This window comes from Paenibacillus sp. WLX2291 (assembly GCF_046603665.1).
Classification (GTDB): Bacteria; Bacillota; Bacilli; order Paenibacillales; family Paenibacillaceae; genus Saccharibacillus.
Map to the genome: position 1 here is coordinate 4,265,284 of NZ_CP176755.1, position 21,478 is coordinate 4,286,761.

The window sequence follows — 21,478 nt, forward strand, 5'->3', positions numbered from 1 at the left end:
ACTGCCGCATGACAGTCTTTTTCGCAAATGCTGCGACAGCGGCGGTATTGAGCCGCGCTGCATCAACAGATCAGTGACCGGTTTGTGTGGAAGTCAGCTGTTCTGCCAGCGCTTTGGATACTTTCCAAATGTCACCTGCACCCATCGTAATGATCAGGTCGCCCGGCTGCATAGAAGAGGACAATTCGTTGACAACGTCGTCCTTATCAGCGACATAACGTGCGCTGTCATTGCTGTGTTTGATGATCAGATCGACAAGAGCTGCGGAGTTTACGCCTTCGATCTGTTTTTCGCCTGCGGGTGCATAGATGTCAGTGATGATAACTTCGTCCGCTTCGCCAAATGCACGGCTGAATTCATCCAGCAGAAAGTACGTACGTGAATAGCGCTGCGGCTGGAAAATGGCAATGATCTTCTTGCCAGTAGCGCGCGCTGCCTTCAGGGTAGCTTCGATCTCGGTCGGATGGTGAGCGTAATCGTCCACAATCAGAATGTCGTTAGATTCGCCGATCACTTGGAAGCGACGCTTTGCTCCTTGGAAACGAACGATGGCGGCTGCGGCGGCCGTAAACGACAGTCCCGTTTCTACACAGGCAATCAGTGTTGCCATCGCATTGTACACATTATGCAGTCCCGGTACGGACAATTGCACCGTGCCCAGCTTCTCGCCTTGGTAGCTCATAACAAAGGAGATTTTACGATCGCCCGGTTGAATGTCGCTCGCTGTGTAGTCTGCTGGTTGGTCGATACCGAACGTAACGGTATCACCTTGAATGCTTGGCAACAACTCACGGATATTCTCGTCATCGGCATTGATAATCGCCTTGCCGCCTGAACGCAGCTGGCTCAGAAATTGCACGTAGGCTGCTTTGATATTGGCAAAGTCGCCATCGTAATTTTCCAGATGATCGGCTTCGATATTCGTAACAACAGCAATGGCCGGATGGTATTGCAAAAAGGTACCGTCGCTCTCATCGGCTTCGGCGACTACATACTCGCTTTTGCCTGCTTTGGCGTTCGTACCTAGATTAACGATCTCGCCACCGATAATGTATGTCGGATCGGCTTCGCACTCTTCCATAACGAGCGCGATCATTGACGAAGTCGTTGTTTTGCCGTGTGCACCGGCAACGGCGATGCCTTTGCGCTCATTGAGCAGACGCGCCAGCATTTCGGAGCGGTGCAATACTGGAATCTCCAGCTTGCGCGCTTCTACCAGTTCTACATCATCTTGCGATACTGCCGAGGAATAGACCAACAGATCGGCACCATGCACTTTTTCCGGTGCATGACCGATATGAATGTCTGCTCCTTGGTCTTGTAGCTTTTGCGCCAGCGCGCTCATCGCTACGTCCGAACCGGTTACTTTATATCCCATTTCAAGCAGGACTTTGGCGATAGCACTCATGCCGTAGCCGCCAATCCCAATAAAATATATATGTTGTTCTGTCTTGTTCATCCTGTCTCACCAGCCCTTTTCAGAATCGGTTTGATGCAAAAGAGTCGCTCTTACATCTGAAATTAAATACAGCGTTCCGGTCACGACCCCAAGATCTTCCCGTTCTGTCTGCGACTGTAGCAGCTGGATTGCCTGCTTCCAGTCTTTTTCCACAATAACCTGTACGTCGGTTCTGCCCATCTCCTGTTGCAGACGCTGTACCAGCTCTAACAGATGTTCCGCTAGCATTTTGCGACGGAAATCCGGCTCGGTCAAAATCAGCGTATCCGCAATGGACAGCAGATGGCGGAAAACCGGTTCATGCTGTTTATTTTCAAGCATTCCAGCGAGGAAATGCAGTTTGTTATACGTATACGTTTGCGGAATGCTCTTGACGAGCGATGCCGCACCTTCGGGATTATGCGCACCGTCCAGTACGATTCGCGGATTCGTCAGCACCGTCTCCAGACGACCTGCCCAAAAGGTATGGCGGAAGCCTTCCAGCAGCGGTTCATCATCTAGCACGAATGCCATATACTGACGCAGCACTTCCAGCGTCATCATCGCCAAACCGGCGTTGGTGCACTGGTGCTCGCCCTGCATCCCAATTTCGATATCCAATTCACGGAAAATGCCTTGGAAATGAAATTGTTGGCTGGCTTCATCGCCGCCTGTTCGTTCAGCGGTATAGTCGCGTCCTGCCAAATACATGCGGCTGCGGCATTGCTCTGCGCGTGCTGTCATCACCTGAATCACTTCCGGTTGATCCACACTCGTAACGACCGGGACGCCGGGTTTGATAATGCCTGCCTTTTCCCCAGCAATCTGCTCCAGTGTATCTCCCAAAATATCGGTATGGTCATAGCCTACATTGGTGATCACTGATACGACCGGATTCACAATATTCGTTACATCCATCCGTCCGCCCAATCCTGTTTCCCAAACGACGACATCAGGATAACATTCCTGTGCATAATACAGAATCGCCAGCGCCGTCGATACTTCAAACATCGTTGGCGAACCCAACTCGGTAGCGGCGATTTGCTGCACTAACGGATACAGCCGGTTAGAGAGCTTGAGCAGCGTCTCCTCTGGAATATCCTCGTTGTTGTATTGAAACCGATTGGTGAATTTCGTAATGTACGGCGATGTAAAAGTTCCCACATCATACCCGCAGTTGATCAGCACATTCGTCAAAAAGGCGCAAGTGCTGCCTTTGCCATTCGTACCAGCGACATGAACAAATTTCAGTCGTCGATGCGGATGTTCCAGCAACTCCATCAACATTTCAATCCGTTTCAGCCCAGGGCGAATGCCAAACGGAATCAGACCGTTAATCCATTCTACCGCCTGCTCATACGTATGTAGAGGGGCTGACTGCCCCTCCGCGGATTCATATTCCATCGATATCACCCTTAACCTTTCAGTTCGGCAATACGGGCAAGAACCTTGTCGCGTTTGTCGGAATAGTCAGCCTGTTTGGCGCGTTCTTCCTCGATCACTTTTGCCGGTGCTTTGGATACGAAGCCTTGATTGGACAGCTTCTTCTCTACGCGCTCTACTTCGCTGTTCAGCGTCGCCACTTCTTTTTCCAGACGGGCGATTTCTTGCGCGATATCCAGCAGCCCTGCTAACGGCAGATACAGTTCTGCGCCAGTTACTACGGTACTCATCGCTTTGTCCGGTGCTGCCAGATCAAGACCTGCTTCATACTCGGACGTGTTACAGAAGCGTTGAATATAATGCGCATTCGATTGGATAATATCCAGCGTTTTGCTATCGTTCGCTTTTACGAGCAATTCGATCTTTTTGCTCATCGGTACGTTCACTTCGGCACGGATATTACGTACAGAACGGATGATGTCGATCAGCAGCGTCATTTCTTCCTCAGCTGCTTTATTTTCCAGAGCTGGGTCGAAGGTCGGCCAAGCGGCAAGTGTGATCGTATCTCCTTCATGCGGCAGATGCTGCCAGATTTCTTCGGAAATGAACGGCATGAATGGATGGATCATGCGCATCGTACGATCCAGTACGTAAGCCAGTACCGATTGCGTCGTTTTCTTGGCAGCGGCATCTTCGCCGTACAGCGACAGCTTGGCAATCTCGATATACCAGTCGCACAGATCATCCCAGATGAAGTTGTACAGCAGACGTCCGGTTTCGCCAAACTCGTACGAATCAATTAGACGCGTAATATCGCGAGATGTTTCGTTCAGGCGATGCAAAATCCAGCGATCAGCTGTGCTGAGTTTACCAGTCAGATCGATTTCTTCAAAGGTAAAGCCTTCCATATTCATCAATGCAAAACGGGAGGCGTTCCAGATTTTGTTAGCAAAGTTACGCGCTTGTTCCACACGTTCCCAACGGAAACGCAAATCTTGTCCCGGTGTGCTGCTAGTGGAGATCATGTAACGCATTGCATCTGCGCCGTATTGCTCGATCACGTCCAGCGGGTCCACGCCATTACCAAGCGATTTGGACATTTTCTGTCCGTCGGAAGCACGTACAAGCCCGTGCATGAGTACATCTTTGAACGGAATCTCATCGGTAAATTCAAGTGCGGTGAAGATCATACGAGCAACCCAGAAGTAGATAATGTCATAGCCCGTTACGAGCAGATCGGTCGGGTAGTAACGCTTCAGATCGTCCGTTTGATCCGGCCAGCCGAGTGTAGAGAATGGCCATAGCGCGGAGCTGAACCACGTATCGAGTACGTCTTCGTCCTGACGCAGCGTTTTGCCTGCATGCTCTGGCAAACCGCTTGGATCTTCAGCGGATACGATGATCTCGCCTGTTTCTTCACAGTACCATGCCGGGATGCGATGTCCCCACCACAGCTGACGGGAAATACACCAGTCGCGTACATTTTCGATCCAGTTCAGATACGTTTTCTCAAAACGATCCGGTACGAAGTTCGTGCCGTTGCCGCTTTTTTGTGCTTCGATAGCAGCGTCTGCAAGAGGCTTCATTTTTACAAACCATTGCGTGGACAGATACGGCTCAACAACAGCGCCCGTACGCTCACTGTGCCCTACTTGATGTACGTGATCTTCGATGTTGATCAGTACGCCTGCTTCTTGCAAATCTTTGACGATCTGCTTGCGCGCGTCACTGCGATCCATGCCTTGATATTGATCAGCGTTCTCGTTCATGATGCCGCCTTCGTCCATTACAACGATCTGTGGCAGATCATGACGTTGACCCATTTCAAAGTCGTTCGGATCGTGGGCAGGGGTGATTTTTACCGCACCGCTACCAAATTCGCGATCTACGTAATCGTCGGCAATTACCGGAATGGCGCGGTTTACGATTGGCAGAATCAGCATTTTGCCGATCATATCTTTGTAGCGCTCATCCTTCGGATGAACAGCAACCGCCGTATCACCTAGCATCGTTTCAGGGCGCGTTGTCGCCACGGTAAGGAAACCACTGCCGTCTTCGAGCGGGTATTGCAGATGGTACAGATGACCGTTTACCTCTTTGTATTCAACCTCGATATCGGACAGAGCAGTACGAGCCTGCGGGTCCCAGTTGATAATGCGTTTGCCGCGATAGATGAGGTCTTTTTCATACAGGGTTACAAACACTTGGCGAACCGCTTTGGACAATCCTTCGTCCAACGTGAAGCGTTCGCGGGAATAGTCAAGGGAGAAGCCCATTTTCGCCCATTGTTCGTGAATCGTTTGAGCGTATTTATCTTTCCATTCCCATACTTTATCCACGAATTTCTCACGACCAAGATCATGACGGGTAATGCCTTCGGCGCGCAGATTTTGCTCTACTTTGGTTTGCGTCGCGATACCAGCGTGGTCAGAGCCTGGCAACCATAGTGCATCGTATCCTTGCATCCGTTTGGTACGGATCATGATATCTTGCAGAGTAAAGTCCAGTGCGTGACCGATATGCAGCATACCGGTTACGTTAGGCGGTGGAATGACAATCGTATAGGGTTGCGCATCCGGGCGCTGACCCGCTTTGAAATAATCATTGTTCATCCAATAGTCGTACCATTTGCGCTCGGCCGATTTGGGGTCATAGGTTGTTGGCATCTCGGTCGTTGCCGGGTTAGTGTTTGGTTCTGTCATGCAGATCCCTCCATCTTCATCATCAATATCAGAACAGGCGGCATGTACAACTATGCCGGAAAATAAAAAAAGCCCTTCGTCTCAAAGGACGAAAGGCTTTGCTCTCGTGGTACCACCTTTGTTTCGTTACCTGTATTGCTTTGTGATTTCCATTCAGAAATGCACCTCAGATAACGACACTCGAAGACAGATAACGGCTGCTACCGGTTTATTCTAGTCCCGCTGCAACAATGGCTAGTACTTGAATGACAATCAAGCACATACGGTATTCAAATAAACGACTCCCGGACGACTTCGACATCCCGTATCCTGTAGAACCTCTCAGCGCAGCAGCTCTACTCTCTTTAGGTCGATCATGTCTACTATTTCCGTTCACAGTCTGTATTATGGTGTTGCTTTCGTGAAAATATTTCGTTGATTATCATAACTTGTGCACGTAGGAAAGTCAATAAAAAAAGCTAACATCCGCACGATTGGCGCGGTGTCAGCCTGTATGTTGCATCCTGTTATGACAGCAATCCGAGCTTCTGCGCTGCCTGCTTAAAATCGTCCGGCCAGCGATCCTGGACTACGATCGTTTCCCCTGTCCATGGATGCACAAATTCCAGTTGCTCGCCATGCAATGCCTGACGCGACAATATGCCCGGTTTGCCACCATATAACGTATCGCCAACAAGCGGATGACCAGCATCACTCATATGCACGCGGATCTGGTGAGTACGTCCTGTTTCCAGCGTCAAACGCACCAGACTGGCAGATGACGCCGCATGGATCAGCTCCACATGCGTGACCGCTGATTGACCACCCGGCGAAACACGGCGGCGCTGCTTATGATGGCGATCCTTACCAATCGGCTCGTCGATCACACGCAGACGTCGATCCACCTTTCCCTGTACTAGCGCGACATAGCGGCGACCGATATCCTTGTCGCGCATCTGCTCATCTAGCAGCATCAAGGCAAATTCATTTTTGGCGTATAAAACAGGCCCTGTCGTATCGTCGTCCAATCGATGCACATGACGTACTGCACAGTGCTGATGGCTATGTTCAAAATAAGCAGCCACGGCACCTGCTAACGTCCGGCGCTGATCCTGTGCATCTGATGGATGAACAGCTACACCGGCAGGCTTGTGCACAACCAGCACGTAATCATCTTCAAACAGTACATCAGGCAAATGATGATGATCCGGAGTAAATCCATATTCGCTATCTGGAAACAGCCGCAATGTGATCATATCACCATCCACCTTGATCTCGCCGCGTGAGTGCAATCTCCCTAATAATTTGACCGGAAAATGATGCCCCAGCCATTCCATCATCCGACGATGACGCTGCTCTGTCTGCTGCAAATCCAGCTCTGTACCGGGCGTCACATCTAACCATTCTCCATTCCGGCTCGCTTCCGGGCGGGCAACCGCAGAAACAGGATGATCCGCTGCACCTGATGTGAGCGGATCAATCATACCGCCAGAATGATCAGCGGTAGAACGTTTATGTTGCAAAAAATCATCCATATATGAGCAGTCCTATTACAAGGACTTCATCACGTCGCGATGTGCGGCGATCGTCTGCTCAATATCTTCATCGCTGTGCACGCCAGAAACGAACATGCCTTCAAATGGCGATGGTGCTACGCTGATGCCCTGATTCAGCATACCGCCAAAATAACGTTTAAACCGATCCATATCGCTGACTTTTGCTGTGTCATAGTTAGTAACCGGACCTTCGGTCAGGAATGGACAAACCATCGAACCGACGCGATTGATCGTGAGCGGAATACCAGCTTCACGCGCATTGGCTTCAAAGCCCTCCTGCAAGCGTGCAGATACCTTTTCCAGACGATCATATACTTCCGGTGTCAGCAGGCTCAGCGTGGTATATCCCGCCGCCATTGCCAACGGATTGCCGCTCAGCGTACCTGCTTGATAAATCGGACCAGTTGGCGCGATCTGTTCCATAATCTCGCGTTTGCCACCATAAGCGCCGACTGGCAAACCGCCACCAATCACTTTTCCGAGACAGGTTAGATCAGGTGTGACACCGAAGCGTCCCTGCGCACTGTTCATATGCACACGGAAACCAGTCATCACCTCGTCGAAAATAAGCAATGCGCCGTATTGGGTCGTCACATCACGTAGCCCTTGCAAAAAGCCTTCCTGCGGTGGTACAACGCCCATGTTGCCTGCAACAGGCTCTACAATAATACACGCAATATCTTCGCCAAAGCGCTCAAATGCCAGTTTCACCGCGTCCAGATCGTTGTACGGAACAGTGATTGTATTGGAAGCGATAGACTCCGGTACACCGGGACTGTCCGGCAAACCGAGTGTCGCTACACCCGAACCAGCTTTGATCAGCAGACTATCGCCGTGACCATGATAAGAACCTTCGAATTTCAAAATTTTATTGCGCTTCGTATAGCCGCGTGCCAGACGAATCGCACTCATCGTCGCCTCTGTACCAGAATTGACCATGCGTACAATGTCGATTGAAGGGACGCGCTCTACAACCAGCTTTGCCATCTTTGTCTCAATCTCAGTTGGCGCGCCAAAGCTAGTACCTTTGACTGCCGTTTCGTGTAACGCTTGAATGACCTTCGGATGGGCATGTCCCATAATGAGCGGACCCCACGAACCGACATAGTCGATGAATGAATTGCCATCGATATCATACAGACGCGAACCTTCGCCGCGCTCAGCATAGACCGGAGTCAGACCGACCGTTTTAAATGCACGTACCGGGCTGTTCACACCACCCGGAATATACTGCTTGGCTTCCTCAAATGCTTCACGAGAACGCTCATCACGACGTACAGAATTGGTTTGATTCATTGATCAAGCACCTCCATAACATGGTTTACACACAAATGCACCTGTTTACACGTTTTCTATTCATCTTTCCACTGAACTTATGCCCAGTCCTCGCGCAACCAGCGCACAACATCTTTGGAGAAATAGGTGATAATCATATCGGCACCGGCACGTTTAAAGCCAAGCATCATCTCAGTTACGATACCACGCTCATCGATCCAGCCCTGCTGAGCAGCGGCTTTGACCATGGCGTATTCCCCGCTTACGTTATAAGCGACCAGCGGTAGATCGAAGTTCTCACGGACAGCGCGCAGTACGTCCATATACGCCAGTGAAGGTTTTACCATCAGCATATCAGCACCTTCCTGTACGTCGCTTTCTGCTTCGCGCAGTGCTTCACGTACATTGGCAGGGTCCATTTGATACGATTTACGGTCGCCGAATTGCGGTGCCGATTGTGCAGCTTCACGGAATGGACCATAAAATGCCGACGCGTATTTGACCGCATACGACATAATCGGAATATCGTGGAAGCCTGCTTCATCCAGCGCTTCACGAATCGCATATACAAAGCCGTCCATCATGTTGGACGGTGCGATAATGTCTGCACCCGCTTGCGCCTGTGATACGGCGGTTTGCGCCAGCAGTGCCAGCGATTCATCGTTGTCTACATCGGCATGAATATGTCCATCATGCTCGTGCGTATGCACAACACCGCAATGCCCATGATCGGTAAATTCGCACAGACACGTATCGGCGATCACGACCAGCTGTGGATGCTGCTGTTTGATCATACGAATCGCCTGTTGCACAATGCCTTGATCAGAATATGCGCCCGTACCTGTGCTGTCTTTGGCTTCTGCTTCTGGCACACCGAACACGATGACGGATGGAATACCTAGATCAACGATCTCCTGTACCTCTTCGCCAAGACGATCCAGCGAGAAGTTAAATACACCCGGCATTGAGGAGATTTCCTGTTTTACATCCGTACCATAGGTTACAAATACCGGTTGGATAAAATCGTTTTTGTGCAGCTGTGTTTCGCGTACCATACCTCGGATGGCAGGCGTTTTACGTAAACGACGGTGACGTGTAAATGGTTGACTCATAACTATATTTCCTCCTATACACTCATTTTATATGGTTGCTCATGCTCTGTTTTATCATATCCTGTGCATGATCTGTGTCCGTATTCAACCGCTCAAACATACAAAGCCGACCTGCTGATGCAATGGTCGGCATATGATCATGTCGATCAACGGGGGTAATGCTGAATATAAGTTTCTGACATCCATAACATAGGATGCGGTGATACCGTCATGCACTATGCTATCTTCTTATGATTGCGCAGGCAATTCCGATCCATTCCATTGGCATAGCACTTCCAGCAGTCCATTGATCGTTGATGACTCTGCCAGCAGATCAACTTGCAATCCAGCCTGCTCCGCAGTTTTTGCCGTTTGTGGACCGATGCAGGCAATGGTGCTGTGAGCCAAGGATGCTATCGGGTCTTCGATCCCCATCTTGCGCAGCGCTGTTAGCAGATTGGTCACTGTGGATGAGCTGGTAAAAGTCACAGCATGAATTGCCTGTTCTTCCAGCAGCTTTTTCAATTCCAGATCTTCTTCGGCTGCCAGAACGGTTTCGTACGTATCTACTTCCGTAACATCCAGCTTCATCCCACGCAGCGTTTCCGGCAACCATGCGCGTGCCAGATCGCCGCGCGGCAGTAGCACCTGTTGTCCCGGCTGCAACTGTGCTGCCAGACTATCCAGCATTCCTTCCGCGTGAAACTTCTCCGGTAACGATGTCACGTGAATGCCGCGACTACGCAGCGCCTCGCGGGTAGCCGGTCCGACGGCGACAATCCGGGCACGGTGCAAAGCACGAATATCCTGCTCTTGCTGCTCCAGATGTCGGAAGAAATACTCTACTCCGTTTACACTCGTAAAAAATACCCAATCGTACTGCTCCAGCTGTGCAAACACATTGGTAATATGCGCCTGCGTCTCGGTTCCAGTCGGCATCACCGTCTCAATGACCGGGTATTCATACGGCTCGCCGCCCAGCTCATCAATTCGATCAACTAGCTCGCTCGCCTGACTGCGCGCACGAGTAACCAGAATACGTTTGCCAAACAACGGCAACTGCTCCGCCCATTGCAATTGTTCACGCAAATTGACCACTTCGCCAACAACGATAACGGCTGGTGGTTTAAAATTAGCTTCTGCCACTTTGGCAGCAATATCTTGTAGCGTACCCGTCAACGTCTCCTGCTCTGCACGCGTGCCCCATCGCACGAGTGCCACTGGTGTATCTTGCGGACGACCATACCGAATCAATTGCTCACTAATATAGCCGATTTTGGCAACACCCATCATAAAGACGAGCGTACCGGTTGCATTGGTTACTTTGTCCCAATGAATACTGTGATCCAGCTTGTCAGGGCTTTCGTGACCCGTGATGATAGATACTGACGATGCCCAGTCCCGATGTGTAACCGGAATACCGGCATACGCAGGCACAGCAATCGACGAGCTGATGCCCGGCACAATTTCGTATGCAATGCCATTGCGTTGCAGCAGATCGGCTTCTTCAGCAACCCGTCCGAAAATAGTCGGATCGCCGCCTTTTAGTCGCACGACCGTTTTGCCTTGTAGCGCCAGATCGACGAGCAATTGATTAATCTCATCTTGTTTCATCGTATGACGATCAGGCAGCTTGCCGACATAGATTTTCTCCGCTCCCGGCTTTGCCTGCTTGAGCAAACGCGGACTTGCCAGCCGGTCGTACACGATCGCATCAGCCAGCCCGATGCATTCCCAACCGCGCAGTGTAATCAGTTTTAAAGCCCCCGGACCTGCGCCTACCAAATACACTTTACCGGTCATGATGTCATCCCCTAACGTCCGCCAGAATTTGATCCGCTCCCTGACGTTTCAGCTTGTCGGCGACTTCAATACCGAGCTGTACCGGATCAGTACCCTGCAACGTTTCCTTGAGCATAATATCTCCATCCGGTGAAGCAACCATACCAGTCAGTTGAATTACATGCTCCTGCTCCGAATGGTCAGGATGCAGACGCACAGCATACGCACCGATCGGCACCTGACAACCGCCATTCAGTTCCGCTAGAAATGTCCGTTCTGCCGTTACCGTCAGTGCTGTCAGATCATCGTTGTACAGCGATAGCAGACCAAGCAGTTCGATATCATCGGCACGACATTCTACACCCAGCGCACCCTGTCCAACTGCTGGTAAACACAACTCCGCAGGCAAATAAGCGCTAATACGATCATTCCAGCCCATACGCTCCAGTCCAGCAGCAGCAAGCATAATCGCGTCAAAGCCTTCCGTTTCCAGCTTACGCAGACGCGAGTCGATATTGCCGCGAATCGATTCAATGTTAAGATCTGGACGGTATGCTTTGAGCTGACTTGCCCGGCGTAAACTGCTTGTACCCAGCTTGGCTCCTTGTGGCAAGTCTTCCAGACCGCTACCATCGCGGGTAATCAGACAGTCACGCGGATCGACACGTTTCGGAATCGCTCCGTTCACCAATCCTTCGGGCAATACGGATGGCATATCCTTCATGCTGTGTACCGCCATATCAATCTCGCCATTGATTAACGCCTGCTCGATTTCCTTGACGAACAGCCCTTTACCACCGACCTTGGACAATGTGACATCCAGAATCTGATCGCCTTTGGTAACGATCTTTTGCACTTCAAATTCCACTTCCATGCCCTGCTCGGCAGCAAGTGCTTGTAGCGCGTCGATAACATGCCCCGTCTGGGTCAATGCCAGCGCACTCTGTCTGCTTCCCACGATTATTTTGCGCATTACATAACCTCTCCCCGATTGTGTCTAATCCATTGCTTCGTCTGCTCATCATCCCACCATACAAATTGCTTATGTCGGATTTGAGCCAAAATATCCAGTGCTGACGCTCGTTCCAGCAGTAATTTACGCTCAGCAGCATCATTTACTTCCGCTTGAATACGGTGACGCAAATAATGCAAAAAAGCGATATACGTTTCATATTCCTGTCCAAAATGTGCTTCCAGCTCCTGCACAATCCGACGACTGACAGCCGGACCTGCACCAGACGTAGAGATGGACGCAACCAATCCTCCGCGCCGAATTACCGCCGGGTTAATAAAGTTGCCTTCTTCCTGCCGATGCGCCACATTCACGGGAATGCTATATCGTTTCGCCGCTTGTGCAACCTGTTCATTGACATGTTGTTGTGACGATGCCGCATGGATGAGCCAATACCGCTGCGCGTCCACATCGCCATGCGTATACCCTCTGGCGTGCCAGATCAGACGTCGTTCCTCCGCCAACTGCTGCAAACCAGCCGTCACTTCCGGGCTGATCAGCGTAATTTGTGCGCCAGCTTCCAGCAAATGCAGTATTTTGCGTTCCGCTACCATTCCACCGCCTACAACAAGCACCTGCTGACCACGGCAATCGAGTAATACTGGCAAATACGGTATAGGCTCCTGTCTCTCACTCATACGCCTACCCACTGGTGAAATGCCGACCATGCATTAGCGGCAAAATTCAAAATAAACACGATATATCCAGCAATCGCCCAACGTGCCAGCACGACCGCCGAATAATTACGCATTTTACGAGTAGCAAAATAAGTCACATACACGCACAACGCCAGCAATGTGACGATCACTTTCAGATCCAGCAGCAGAATATAACGCCCTTCCGCAAAAATGGACATCAGCGCCACAATCAGCGATACGATCAATAGCGGCGTACCGATCAACATCGACGTGTACGTATACTTCTCCATACTTTCCAAGCTGGGCAAACGGCGCACCGTATTGTCCCATTTTTTCAATTTCAATTTGCGATGCAAGAACAGATACATTACTGCAAACACCGCTGATACTGTGTAAAAGGCAAAGCTCAAATTCGCCAGCACCACATGCAGAATCAGCAGCCCATGCACGGTATCCCAACCGGTCGGCAATGCGCCTTCCCCCGGCGAATGCAATCGATTCTGCACCATCGCGCAGAACCCAACGACATTCAGCAGCAATACGGCATAGTCTGTCTTCAATACCCGTTCAATAAAAAAGGAAATCAAGATAAGAATGAATGTCAGGAAAAAGAAAAAGTCATACGTTGAAAATAGCGGCAACGTCTTCTCTTCCACTGTACGAATCGTAATGCTGACCATCTGAATGACAAACACCATAACAAGAAACCCTGTGCCTATCCGCTTCGCCCTCGGATTGCGACGTATGCAATCCGAGAAATAAAACAGAAGGCTCAGGGCGTATAGATAGATAATAATATCGTATAACAGGTTGAACAGTGTCAACACAAATCACCTGCCTATAAGGTAGCGGAAGCAAAATAAGCCAGACTTCCTTCCACCACGGGTGGATGGGAAGCAATTGCTGTACGCTGTGTCGGTGCTTCTTTACGTTCATTCACCGGCTCAGCAGGCGCTTCGATATCATCTTCCAGCGCGAACAGGCGGGTAAACAATTCTAGTGTATCGGCACCATTTTTCTCGGCTGCCATTTCTTTGACCCGGTTGATCGGATCATGGTTCATCTGATTGACGATACTTTTGGTGAGACGGCTGATTACCTTACGCTGTCTCTCATCCAGTTCAGGCAACTTGTTAAACAAACTTTCCAGCGTTTCTTCATGAATGCGTGCACCGCGTTCTTGCAGAGCGCGGATGACCGGCTTCACGCCAAGTGTTTTCAACCATTGTTGGAAGACGTTGATCTCCTCGGAGATCATACGCTCGATCTTAATCGCTTCGGCACGGCGCATCGCCATATTGCTCTCTACGATCCCTTCCAGATCATCAATATCATACAGAAATACATTACTCAGTTCAGCAACTGCCGGATCAATATCACGAGGTACAGCAATATCAATCATAAACAGCGGACGCGATTTGCGCTGCTTCATACTGTACTCCATCACCTGTGGAGTAAGTACATAGCCCTGCGCCCCGGTAGAACTGATCAGAATGTCCACTTCATGCAGACGATTCAGTCCTTCTTCAATCGTGCAGGCAGTGCCACTAAATTTATGCGCCAATTCTTGAGCGCGACCAATCGTACGGTTCGCTACAATGACTTCTGCCGCACCATTGGCATACAGATGCTTCACGGTCAGCTCGCTCATTTTGCCTGCGCCCAGAATCATGATCGTTTTGTTATGAAAAGCACCAAAAATCCGTTTGCCCAGCTCTACCGCCGCATAGCTAACCGAGACCGCGCTCTCGCCGATCATCGTTTCCGCATGTGCGCGTTTGCCAAGCGTTACAGCTTGCTTGAACAACATATTGAACCATGTGCCCGTCGCTTTGTTTTCCTGAGCCAGCTGGAAGGAACGCTTCACCTGACCGAGAATCTGCGTTTCACCAAGTACCATCGAATCCAATCCGCATGCTACCCGGAACAGATGCTCAATCGCTTGCTCATCTTCATATATATACAAATGTTTCGTAAATTCTTGACGGGAAATACCGAACCATTGCTCCATAAAGCTACGGATATAATGTCCGCACATATGCAGACGATCCAGTACAACATAGATTTCCGTACGGTTGCAAGTTGCTACGATGGTGCCTTCCAATACACTTTGAGTATCTTTCAGCTGCCGGAGAGCTTCCGGTAATATTTCGTCCGCAATGGCAAACCGTTCTCTTACTTCAACCGGTGCTGTGCGGTAGTTGAGTCCGACAACAACTATGTGCATTGCAAGTTCACCTGCCTAGTCTAAAAGTTGTAACCAATATCGTTCATTCTTAACAATACGTTAATTATATCACATCAAATTGACCAAATTCGGCGTTTTTATGAAATGTTTATGAAATCCCCATCCATCTGGACAAATCGTAATACATTTGTCAAATCTTTCACCGACCGCTCCATGCATGAACCATCTGTTCCGTTTTTATATCGGTGTTTTATGGATAAACAGACAGAGCATATCACACAAAAAAGCATTCAGAGAGTCTGTTTAGACGTTACCGAATGCTTTTTTATCATTTTAACATATTCAATTCATCATATGCATGTTCATGGTAAAGCTTCATGTGATATTCAGAGTTGCTAGCGGCAATTACATGTATGCGGGTCACGTCAAAGCTACAGATTACGATTCCAATTTGAGTAAGCGTTTCAATTGAAATGCCAGTTCCTTGTCGACCAGCTGAGTGGATGGATGCTCCTCATTTCTGCGATCCAATAGCGTATCAATTAAGCCGAATGTGAGGGCAATATCTGCTTCAACCGTCTGTGCATCGTATAGCTTCTGCAATCGGCGCGAATCGCTCTGATGAGTGTAAATCAACTGCTCATGACCTTGTTCACATTCCAAAATCTGCTCAACGGTGCCGTGTCTGTAAGTGTAGTGCAATGCCAGCTGTCCACGCGTACGCAATACCAGACCTGTGCCATGAAACGCGATAAATAATCGCCGGATCAGATTGCTCAGCCGTACGTTGACCAGCTCACACGACAACTCGCATACATAATACCCATCACGCCATGCAAAAGGCAGCTGGACTTCTTCACCCCAGCGCGTGCCAAACCGGAATTCCTGATTGCCGTTATCCAGCACACGAATGTGCAGATGAATATGCGGGTCACTGGCATAGGCAATAAACTGCGAAAGCTGTTCCATCGACAACTGTATGCGCGCCTGTCGGTATTCGGTCACCAGCCGCTGGGTCATAGTCTTCCCCCGATTCCATGAAATGTACCATATGATGCATAGATTTATGCTTTGTCACAAAAATGTTGAGTATATTGCTGCTTATTCATGCTTACCATCATCGTCATTGTCGCTATGCTGAGCATGAAGTACTGCTGGTTGCTGCAATTCATTCTCAGTATCGCTAATTACAGCGTCCTCTGTTTCTTCTTCATCCCATTCGTCTTCCTCTGCTGCAAACGCATGACGCTCGATAATCGCCCACAGTTCATCTTTGCCAAGTCCGGTTTCCGAAGAAAACATTACAAAGTCATCTTCCGGCACAAATGCCAGCTCCTGTTTGACGATTTTTACATGTTTCGCCCATTTGCTACGCGGGATTTTGTCAGCTTTGGTTGCGACGACGCAAATATTACAATCGTAATATTTCAGCCATTCGTACATCATAATATCGTCTTTGGACGGCGCATGACGCAGGTCGATGACGAGCAGCACCAGCTTGAGCGGATCGCGCTCCAGCAAGTAACGCTCGATCATTTTGCCCCATGCTTCGCGCTGGGATTTGGATACTTTCGCATATCCATAACCCGGAAAATCAACGAAATACAGCATTTCGTTAATTTTATAATAGTTCAAATGCTGGGTTTTACCCGGTGTGGCACTTGTACGCGCCAGATTTTTGCGATTGATCAACCGGTTCGTCATCGACGATTTGCCGACATTGGAGCGTCCGGCAAGTGCAATTTCTGGCACGCCATCTTCCGGGTATTGATCTGGCTTCACAGCACTAATAATAAATTCAGCCTGATTTACTTTCATTTCGTATACATTCCCTTCTTATTTCAAACGGTCGTCGCAGACGCTTCCCTACATCCATCTGTTTCCACCGTAATCCTGTTGTTCGCTTGTGTATGCCCTATCGTTACATCGTGTCTAATACCGCATGCTATCTTTTTTTAGTGTATATGACACTTCAACTATATGCTTCTCTTACCGTTAGTTGTCGTTGAATCAACAGCTTGTCGCACGTATCTATCTCAGTCCAATATGATCGTTGACATGATAAAGGATAGTCATCTGAACATAGCTCATGACTTGTGAACCTCACCTAGTATATCATCTTTTGCAGACACCATGTGGAATTATACAAAGGAAAATGTAGCCACCATTATAGATACAAAAACAGCATCGCCTACCGCAGGACGGTAAACGATGCTGTCGATACTCTTACAATGCTGTTGGTGCTGATGGATCTGCGATCAATGCGTGTTCCAACACCTGATCCATATGAGCGACCGGTACAAAGGTCAGCTCGTTTTTGATACTTTCAGGAATATCTTTCAGATCGCGCTCATTGTCATGCGGCAACAAAATTTTCTTGTATCCGGCACGATGGGCAGCGAGTGTTTTTTCCTTTAAGCCACCGATTGGCAGCACGCGTCCGCGTAATGTAATCTCGCCAGTCATTGCCACTTCCTTGGACACATGACGTCCAGTGAGAGCAGAGATCAGCGCGGTTGCAATCGTGATGCCCGCCGATGGTCCATCTTTGGGAATCGCGCCTTCTGGGATATGAATATGAATATCATTTTTCTCATAAAAGTCGGCGTCGATACCGAGCGCGGTTGCTTTGGAGCGGGTGTAGCTGAATGCCGCCTGCGCGGATTCCTTCATGACATCACCTAGCTTACCAGTCAGCATTAACTTACCACTACCCGGAACGACAGTTACTTCGATGGTCAGCGTTTCACCACCAACTTCAGTCCATGCCAATCCGGTCACACTGCCGATCTGATTTTCTTTTTCCACCAGACCGTAACGGAATTTCGGCGTACCGAGGTATTCCTTTACATCGTCAGGTGCAATTACGACCTGTGTCTGTTCATCGGCAACGACGGCACGAGCAGCCTTGCGACATAATGCAGCAATCTGTTGTTCCAGATTACGTACACCGGATTCACGCGTATATTCACGAATGACGCGCAGCAGCGTATCTTCGCTAACGTTCAGTTGTTCTTCGGTCAAACCATGATCTTCCGTTTGTTTGGGAAGCAGGTATTGTCTGCCGATTTGCAGCTTTTCCAATTCGGTATAGCCGGGAATATACAGCATTTCCATCCGATCCAGCAATGGACGTGGAATACTCTGCACACTGTTTGCCGTGGTCACAAACATGACGTTCGACAGATCGAATGGCACTTCAACAAAATGATCGCTGAACGTATTGTTCTGCTCTGGATCAAGTACTTCCAGCAGTGCAGCCGACGGATCACCGCGGAAATCGGATGCCATTTTGTCGATCTCATCCAGCAGGAATACTGGATTGATGCTACCAGCATTGCGCATACCTTGAATGATTCGCCCTGGCATTGCGCCGACATACGTACGACGATGACCGCGAATTTCCGCTTCATCGCGTACACCACCAAGTGAAATCCGTACAAATTCACGTCCAAGCGATTTGGCGATGGAGCGTGCCAGAGACGTTTTACCAACGCCCGGTGGACCGACTAGACAGAGAATCGGGCCTTTGAGCTTTTTCACTAATTTTTGCACAGCCAGATATTCCAGCACACGCTCTTTGGGCTTGTCCAGACCGTAATGATCTTCATTCAAAATCTGCTCCGCATGATGCAGATCTAGATCGTCATCTGTACGTTTATCCCATGGCAGAGCGAGCAGCCAGTCCAGATAGTTGCGGATAATGCCGCCTTCTGCCGAGTTGGCAGGCGTTTTCTCCAGACGGTCGATCTCTTTCTCGATCTTTTCCTCGACTTTTTCTGGTACGGTCAAGTCAGCGAGCAATTGACGTAGTTCTTCCGCTTCCCCGGCACGTCCTTCTTTTTCGCCAAGTTCCTTCTGGATTGCTTTCATTTGCTCACGCAGGTAGTATTCACGTTGTGTTTTTTCCATTTGCTTTTTGACGCGCTGGCTGATTTTGCGTTCCAATTCCAGCACTTCACGTTCATTATGCAAAATATCCAGCAATCGTTCCAGACGCGTACGCACTTCAACCGCTTCCAGAATATGCTGTTTGTCTTTGATTTTGATAACCAGATGGCTAGTAATTACATCTGCCAGACGCCCCGGTTCTTCGATGTCCGATACGGCTGCCATCGTTTCCGGGGTTACCTTTTTGGACAGATTGATATAATGTTCAAATTCAGTTAACACGGTACGCATAAGTGCGAATACTTCAGTATCATTGTTTTCTTTTTCCGGCAGCTCGCGCGCCAGCACTTCGTAGTATTCTTCATTGTCTACATATTCTAGTACTTCGGCACGTTCCAGACCTTCCACCAGCACACGAATTGTTCCATTCGGCAGTTTCAGCATCTGTCTGACCTTTGCAATTGTGCCTATTCTAAAAATCTCATCCTCGCTCGGCTCCTCAATGTTCACTTCGGATTGGGAGCATAGCAGGATGAGGTTATCATCGACCATCGCCTTTTCTAAAGCCTTGACGGATTTATCGCGCCCGACATCCAGATGAAGCACCATGCTTGGATAAACGAGCAGTCCTCTCAAAGGCAGTAAAGGAAAACGACGTGCCTTGTTTTTATTGGGTCCCATCGCTTTCGTACCTCCTATATTATGCGTATCGCACTGTCTGTGTGGCTATATGCCTATATCATTCCTATTTTAACAAATATCACATTGAAACACCAATCGTGGGGAAAGCGGATGGGGGTTTTCTTCTGGGGTTACTGAGGGGGATTCGGATTTAGATGGGAGCGCTGCGGGAAGGAATTAGGGCACGTCCTCGGGTGGAGCCGCGGGAATCTTTTGGAATGGGGAGAGAATGAAGATTCCCGCCCCTCCAAAATCGTCCTTTGCCCTAATTCCCTTCCCTTCGCTCCGAGCTGAATCGAAACTTTGGAATGGGTTTAGTAAAGGAGAAAAAAGCTCATCCACGGGTGGGGGTAGCAGTAGAAAGATAAGGTGTTTGTAGGGTGAGATTGAGATGTATTGGTATGTGGCTACGCCTATGCCTACACCTACACCTACACCTACACCTACACCTACACCTACACCTTATTATCGGGAAAAGTTTAATTGATATAAAAAGATATAAACAGATATAAAAAAAGATACTGATGGGTTTCGCATCAGTATCTGGGAATTGTTGCATATTTCACATATGAAATTAGCGACAGGTATACGTGCATGGTGCCTGTGTTTTACATATGTGTTTGTTAGAGCTGTTTGGGATTAAGAATTTTAATTTTGATGATCTGTGCAGATGGTGATGGTTGGGATTGCGTCTATTACTGTTTTTATCCTGATGAAATCAGGATTGGACTGCGGGTTGGTGGCGTTCTTCGCGACCTGGGATTTTGCCAGTGGCTTCGAAGGCTTCGACGATGATGTCGATTTCTTTTTTGAGTTCTTCTACCATGTCGGCTTCAGGCACTTTGCGAATCATTTTACCGTAGCGGAACAGCAGACCTTCACCGCGTGCGCCGGCGATGCCGATATCGGCTTCTTTGGCTTCACCTGGTCCGTTGACTGCGCAACCGAGTACGGATACTTTGATCGGCACTTTCAGTTTTGAGATATATTCTTCGACTTCATTCGCAATGGAGAACAGATCAATATCGAGGCGACCACAGGTCGGGCAGGATACGAGTGTTGCCGCATTGGAGATCAGACCGAATGTTTTGAGCAGCTCACGAGCTACTTTTACCTCTTCCACAGGATCGGCGCTGAGGGAAATGCGAACGGTTGAACCGATACCGAGCGATAGCAATGCACCGATACCCGCGGAGCTTTTGATTGTACCGGCGTTCAATGTACCCGCTTCGGTAATGCCGAGATGCAGCGGATATTTGATCACTTCAGCAGCTTTGCTATAAGCAGCAATCGCCATCGGTACATCAGATGCTTTGAGCGATACGATAATATCGTGGAAATCAAGTTCTTCCAAAATATTAATATGGAACAAGGCGCTCTCTACCATTGCTTCCGGTGTTGGATACCCGTATTTCTCTAGCAAATGGTTTTCCAATGAACCGGCGTTCACACCGATACGAATTGGAATGTTTTTCTCCTTGCAGGCACGTACCACCGCTTCAACTTTATCGCGACGACCGATATTACCCGGATTAATACGGACTTTATCGATACCGTTCTCGATTGCCAGCAGAGCTAGCTTATGATTGAAGTGAATGTCGGCTACAAGTGGGATATTGATGCGTTTCTTGATTTCTTTGATAGCAGCAGCGGCTTCTTCGTTGTTCACTGTTACGCGAACCAACTGACAACCCGCTTCTTCCAAGCGCAAAATCTCGGCTACAGTTGCTTCCACATCTGCCGTCTTCGTCGTACACATACTTTGGATCAGAACTTCATTGTTGCCACCGATCGTCAGGTTGCCAACTTTGACAGGTCTCGTGTTTTCTCTCAAAAACATGGTTTCTTCTCCCTTGCATTTG

Annotated in this window: 15 protein-coding genes and 1 other annotated feature; all 15 genes read right to left on the reverse strand. The window is 49.1% G+C overall.

Annotation, left to right across the window (positions count from 1 at the left end):
- Positions 1 to 70: 70 nt before the first annotated feature.
- Positions 71 to 1,459 carry a UDP-N-acetylmuramate--L-alanine ligase gene (gene murC / locus ACDE64_RS18250; RefSeq protein ID WP_411347779.1) on the reverse strand — a complete coding sequence of 463 codons (1,389 nt, stop codon included), beginning with the start codon at positions 1,457 to 1,459 and terminating at the stop codon, positions 71 to 73.
- A 6-nt stretch (positions 1,460 to 1,465) separates the two neighbouring features.
- A complete protein-coding gene (locus tag ACDE64_RS18255; protein WP_411347780.1) occupies positions 1,466 to 2,842 on the reverse strand; it encodes a bifunctional folylpolyglutamate synthase/dihydrofolate synthase in 1,377 nt (458 codons plus the stop codon).
- Between the two features lie 11 nt (positions 2,843 to 2,853).
- Positions 2,854 to 5,523, reverse strand: a complete 2,670-nt coding sequence (locus ACDE64_RS18260) for a valine--tRNA ligase (RefSeq protein WP_411347781.1) — start codon at positions 5,521 to 5,523, stop codon at positions 2,854 to 2,856.
- Positions 5,524 to 5,604: 81 nt separating this feature from the next.
- Positions 5,605 to 5,908, reverse strand: a binding site (T-box leader).
- Positions 5,909 to 6,029: 121 nt separating this feature from the next.
- Positions 6,030 to 7,037, reverse strand: a complete 1,008-nt coding sequence (locus ACDE64_RS18265) for an RluA family pseudouridine synthase (RefSeq protein WP_411347782.1) — start codon at positions 7,035 to 7,037, stop codon at positions 6,030 to 6,032.
- Between the two features lie 15 nt (positions 7,038 to 7,052).
- A complete protein-coding gene (gene hemL / locus ACDE64_RS18270; RefSeq protein WP_411347783.1) occupies positions 7,053 to 8,354 on the reverse strand; it encodes a glutamate-1-semialdehyde 2,1-aminomutase in 1,302 nt (433 codons plus the stop codon).
- 77 nt (positions 8,355 to 8,431) lie between these two features.
- The gene (gene hemB / locus ACDE64_RS18275) at positions 8,432 to 9,445 is read right to left on the reverse strand and encodes a porphobilinogen synthase (protein ID WP_411347784.1); all 1,014 of its coding nucleotides are present in this window, start codon (positions 9,443 to 9,445) and stop codon (positions 8,432 to 8,434) included.
- 228 nt (positions 9,446 to 9,673) lie between these two features.
- Positions 9,674 to 11,227, reverse strand: a complete 1,554-nt coding sequence (gene cobA / locus ACDE64_RS18280) for a uroporphyrinogen-III C-methyltransferase (protein WP_411347785.1) — start codon at positions 11,225 to 11,227, stop codon at positions 9,674 to 9,676.
- A 4-nt stretch (positions 11,228 to 11,231) separates the two neighbouring features.
- The gene (gene hemC / locus ACDE64_RS18285) at positions 11,232 to 12,179 is read right to left on the reverse strand and encodes a hydroxymethylbilane synthase (RefSeq protein WP_411347786.1); all 948 of its coding nucleotides are present in this window, start codon (positions 12,177 to 12,179) and stop codon (positions 11,232 to 11,234) included.
- The gene (locus tag ACDE64_RS18290) at positions 12,179 to 12,856 is read right to left on the reverse strand and encodes a bifunctional precorrin-2 dehydrogenase/sirohydrochlorin ferrochelatase (RefSeq protein WP_411347787.1); all 678 of its coding nucleotides are present in this window, start codon (positions 12,854 to 12,856) and stop codon (positions 12,179 to 12,181) included. Before ACDE64_RS18290 ends, hemC begins: the two co-directional genes overlap by 1 nt.
- On the reverse strand, positions 12,853 to 13,554 hold the full coding sequence (ccsA, locus tag ACDE64_RS18295) for a cytochrome c biogenesis protein CcsA (protein ID WP_411343529.1): 702 nt from the start codon (positions 13,552 to 13,554) through the stop codon (positions 12,853 to 12,855). Before ccsA ends, ACDE64_RS18290 begins: the two co-directional genes overlap by 4 nt.
- A 140-nt stretch (positions 13,555 to 13,694) precedes the next feature.
- Positions 13,695 to 15,083 (reverse strand): glutamyl-tRNA reductase, encoded by a 1,389-nt coding sequence (hemA, locus tag ACDE64_RS18300; RefSeq protein WP_411343530.1) that lies wholly within the window; start codon positions 15,081 to 15,083, stop codon positions 13,695 to 13,697.
- A 399-nt stretch (positions 15,084 to 15,482) separates the two neighbouring features.
- Entirely contained in the window at positions 15,483 to 16,064 is a 582-nt protein-coding gene (locus tag ACDE64_RS18305; RefSeq protein WP_411347788.1) for a non-ribosomal peptide synthetase module, read from the reverse strand.
- An 81-nt stretch (positions 16,065 to 16,145) separates the two neighbouring features.
- Positions 16,146 to 16,862 (reverse strand): ribosome biogenesis GTP-binding protein YihA/YsxC, encoded by a 717-nt coding sequence (gene yihA / locus ACDE64_RS18310; RefSeq protein ID WP_411347789.1) that lies wholly within the window; start codon positions 16,860 to 16,862, stop codon positions 16,146 to 16,148.
- 408 nt (positions 16,863 to 17,270) lie between these two features.
- Positions 17,271 to 19,616, reverse strand: coding sequence for an endopeptidase La (lon, locus tag ACDE64_RS18315; protein WP_411343533.1), 2,346 nt, complete (start codon positions 19,614 to 19,616; stop codon positions 17,271 to 17,273).
- Positions 19,617 to 20,334: 718 nt separating this feature from the next.
- Entirely contained in the window at positions 20,335 to 21,456 is a 1,122-nt protein-coding gene (gene ispG, locus ACDE64_RS18320; RefSeq protein ID WP_411343534.1) for a flavodoxin-dependent (E)-4-hydroxy-3-methylbut-2-enyl-diphosphate synthase, read from the reverse strand.
- Positions 21,457 to 21,478: the final 22 nt, after the last annotated feature.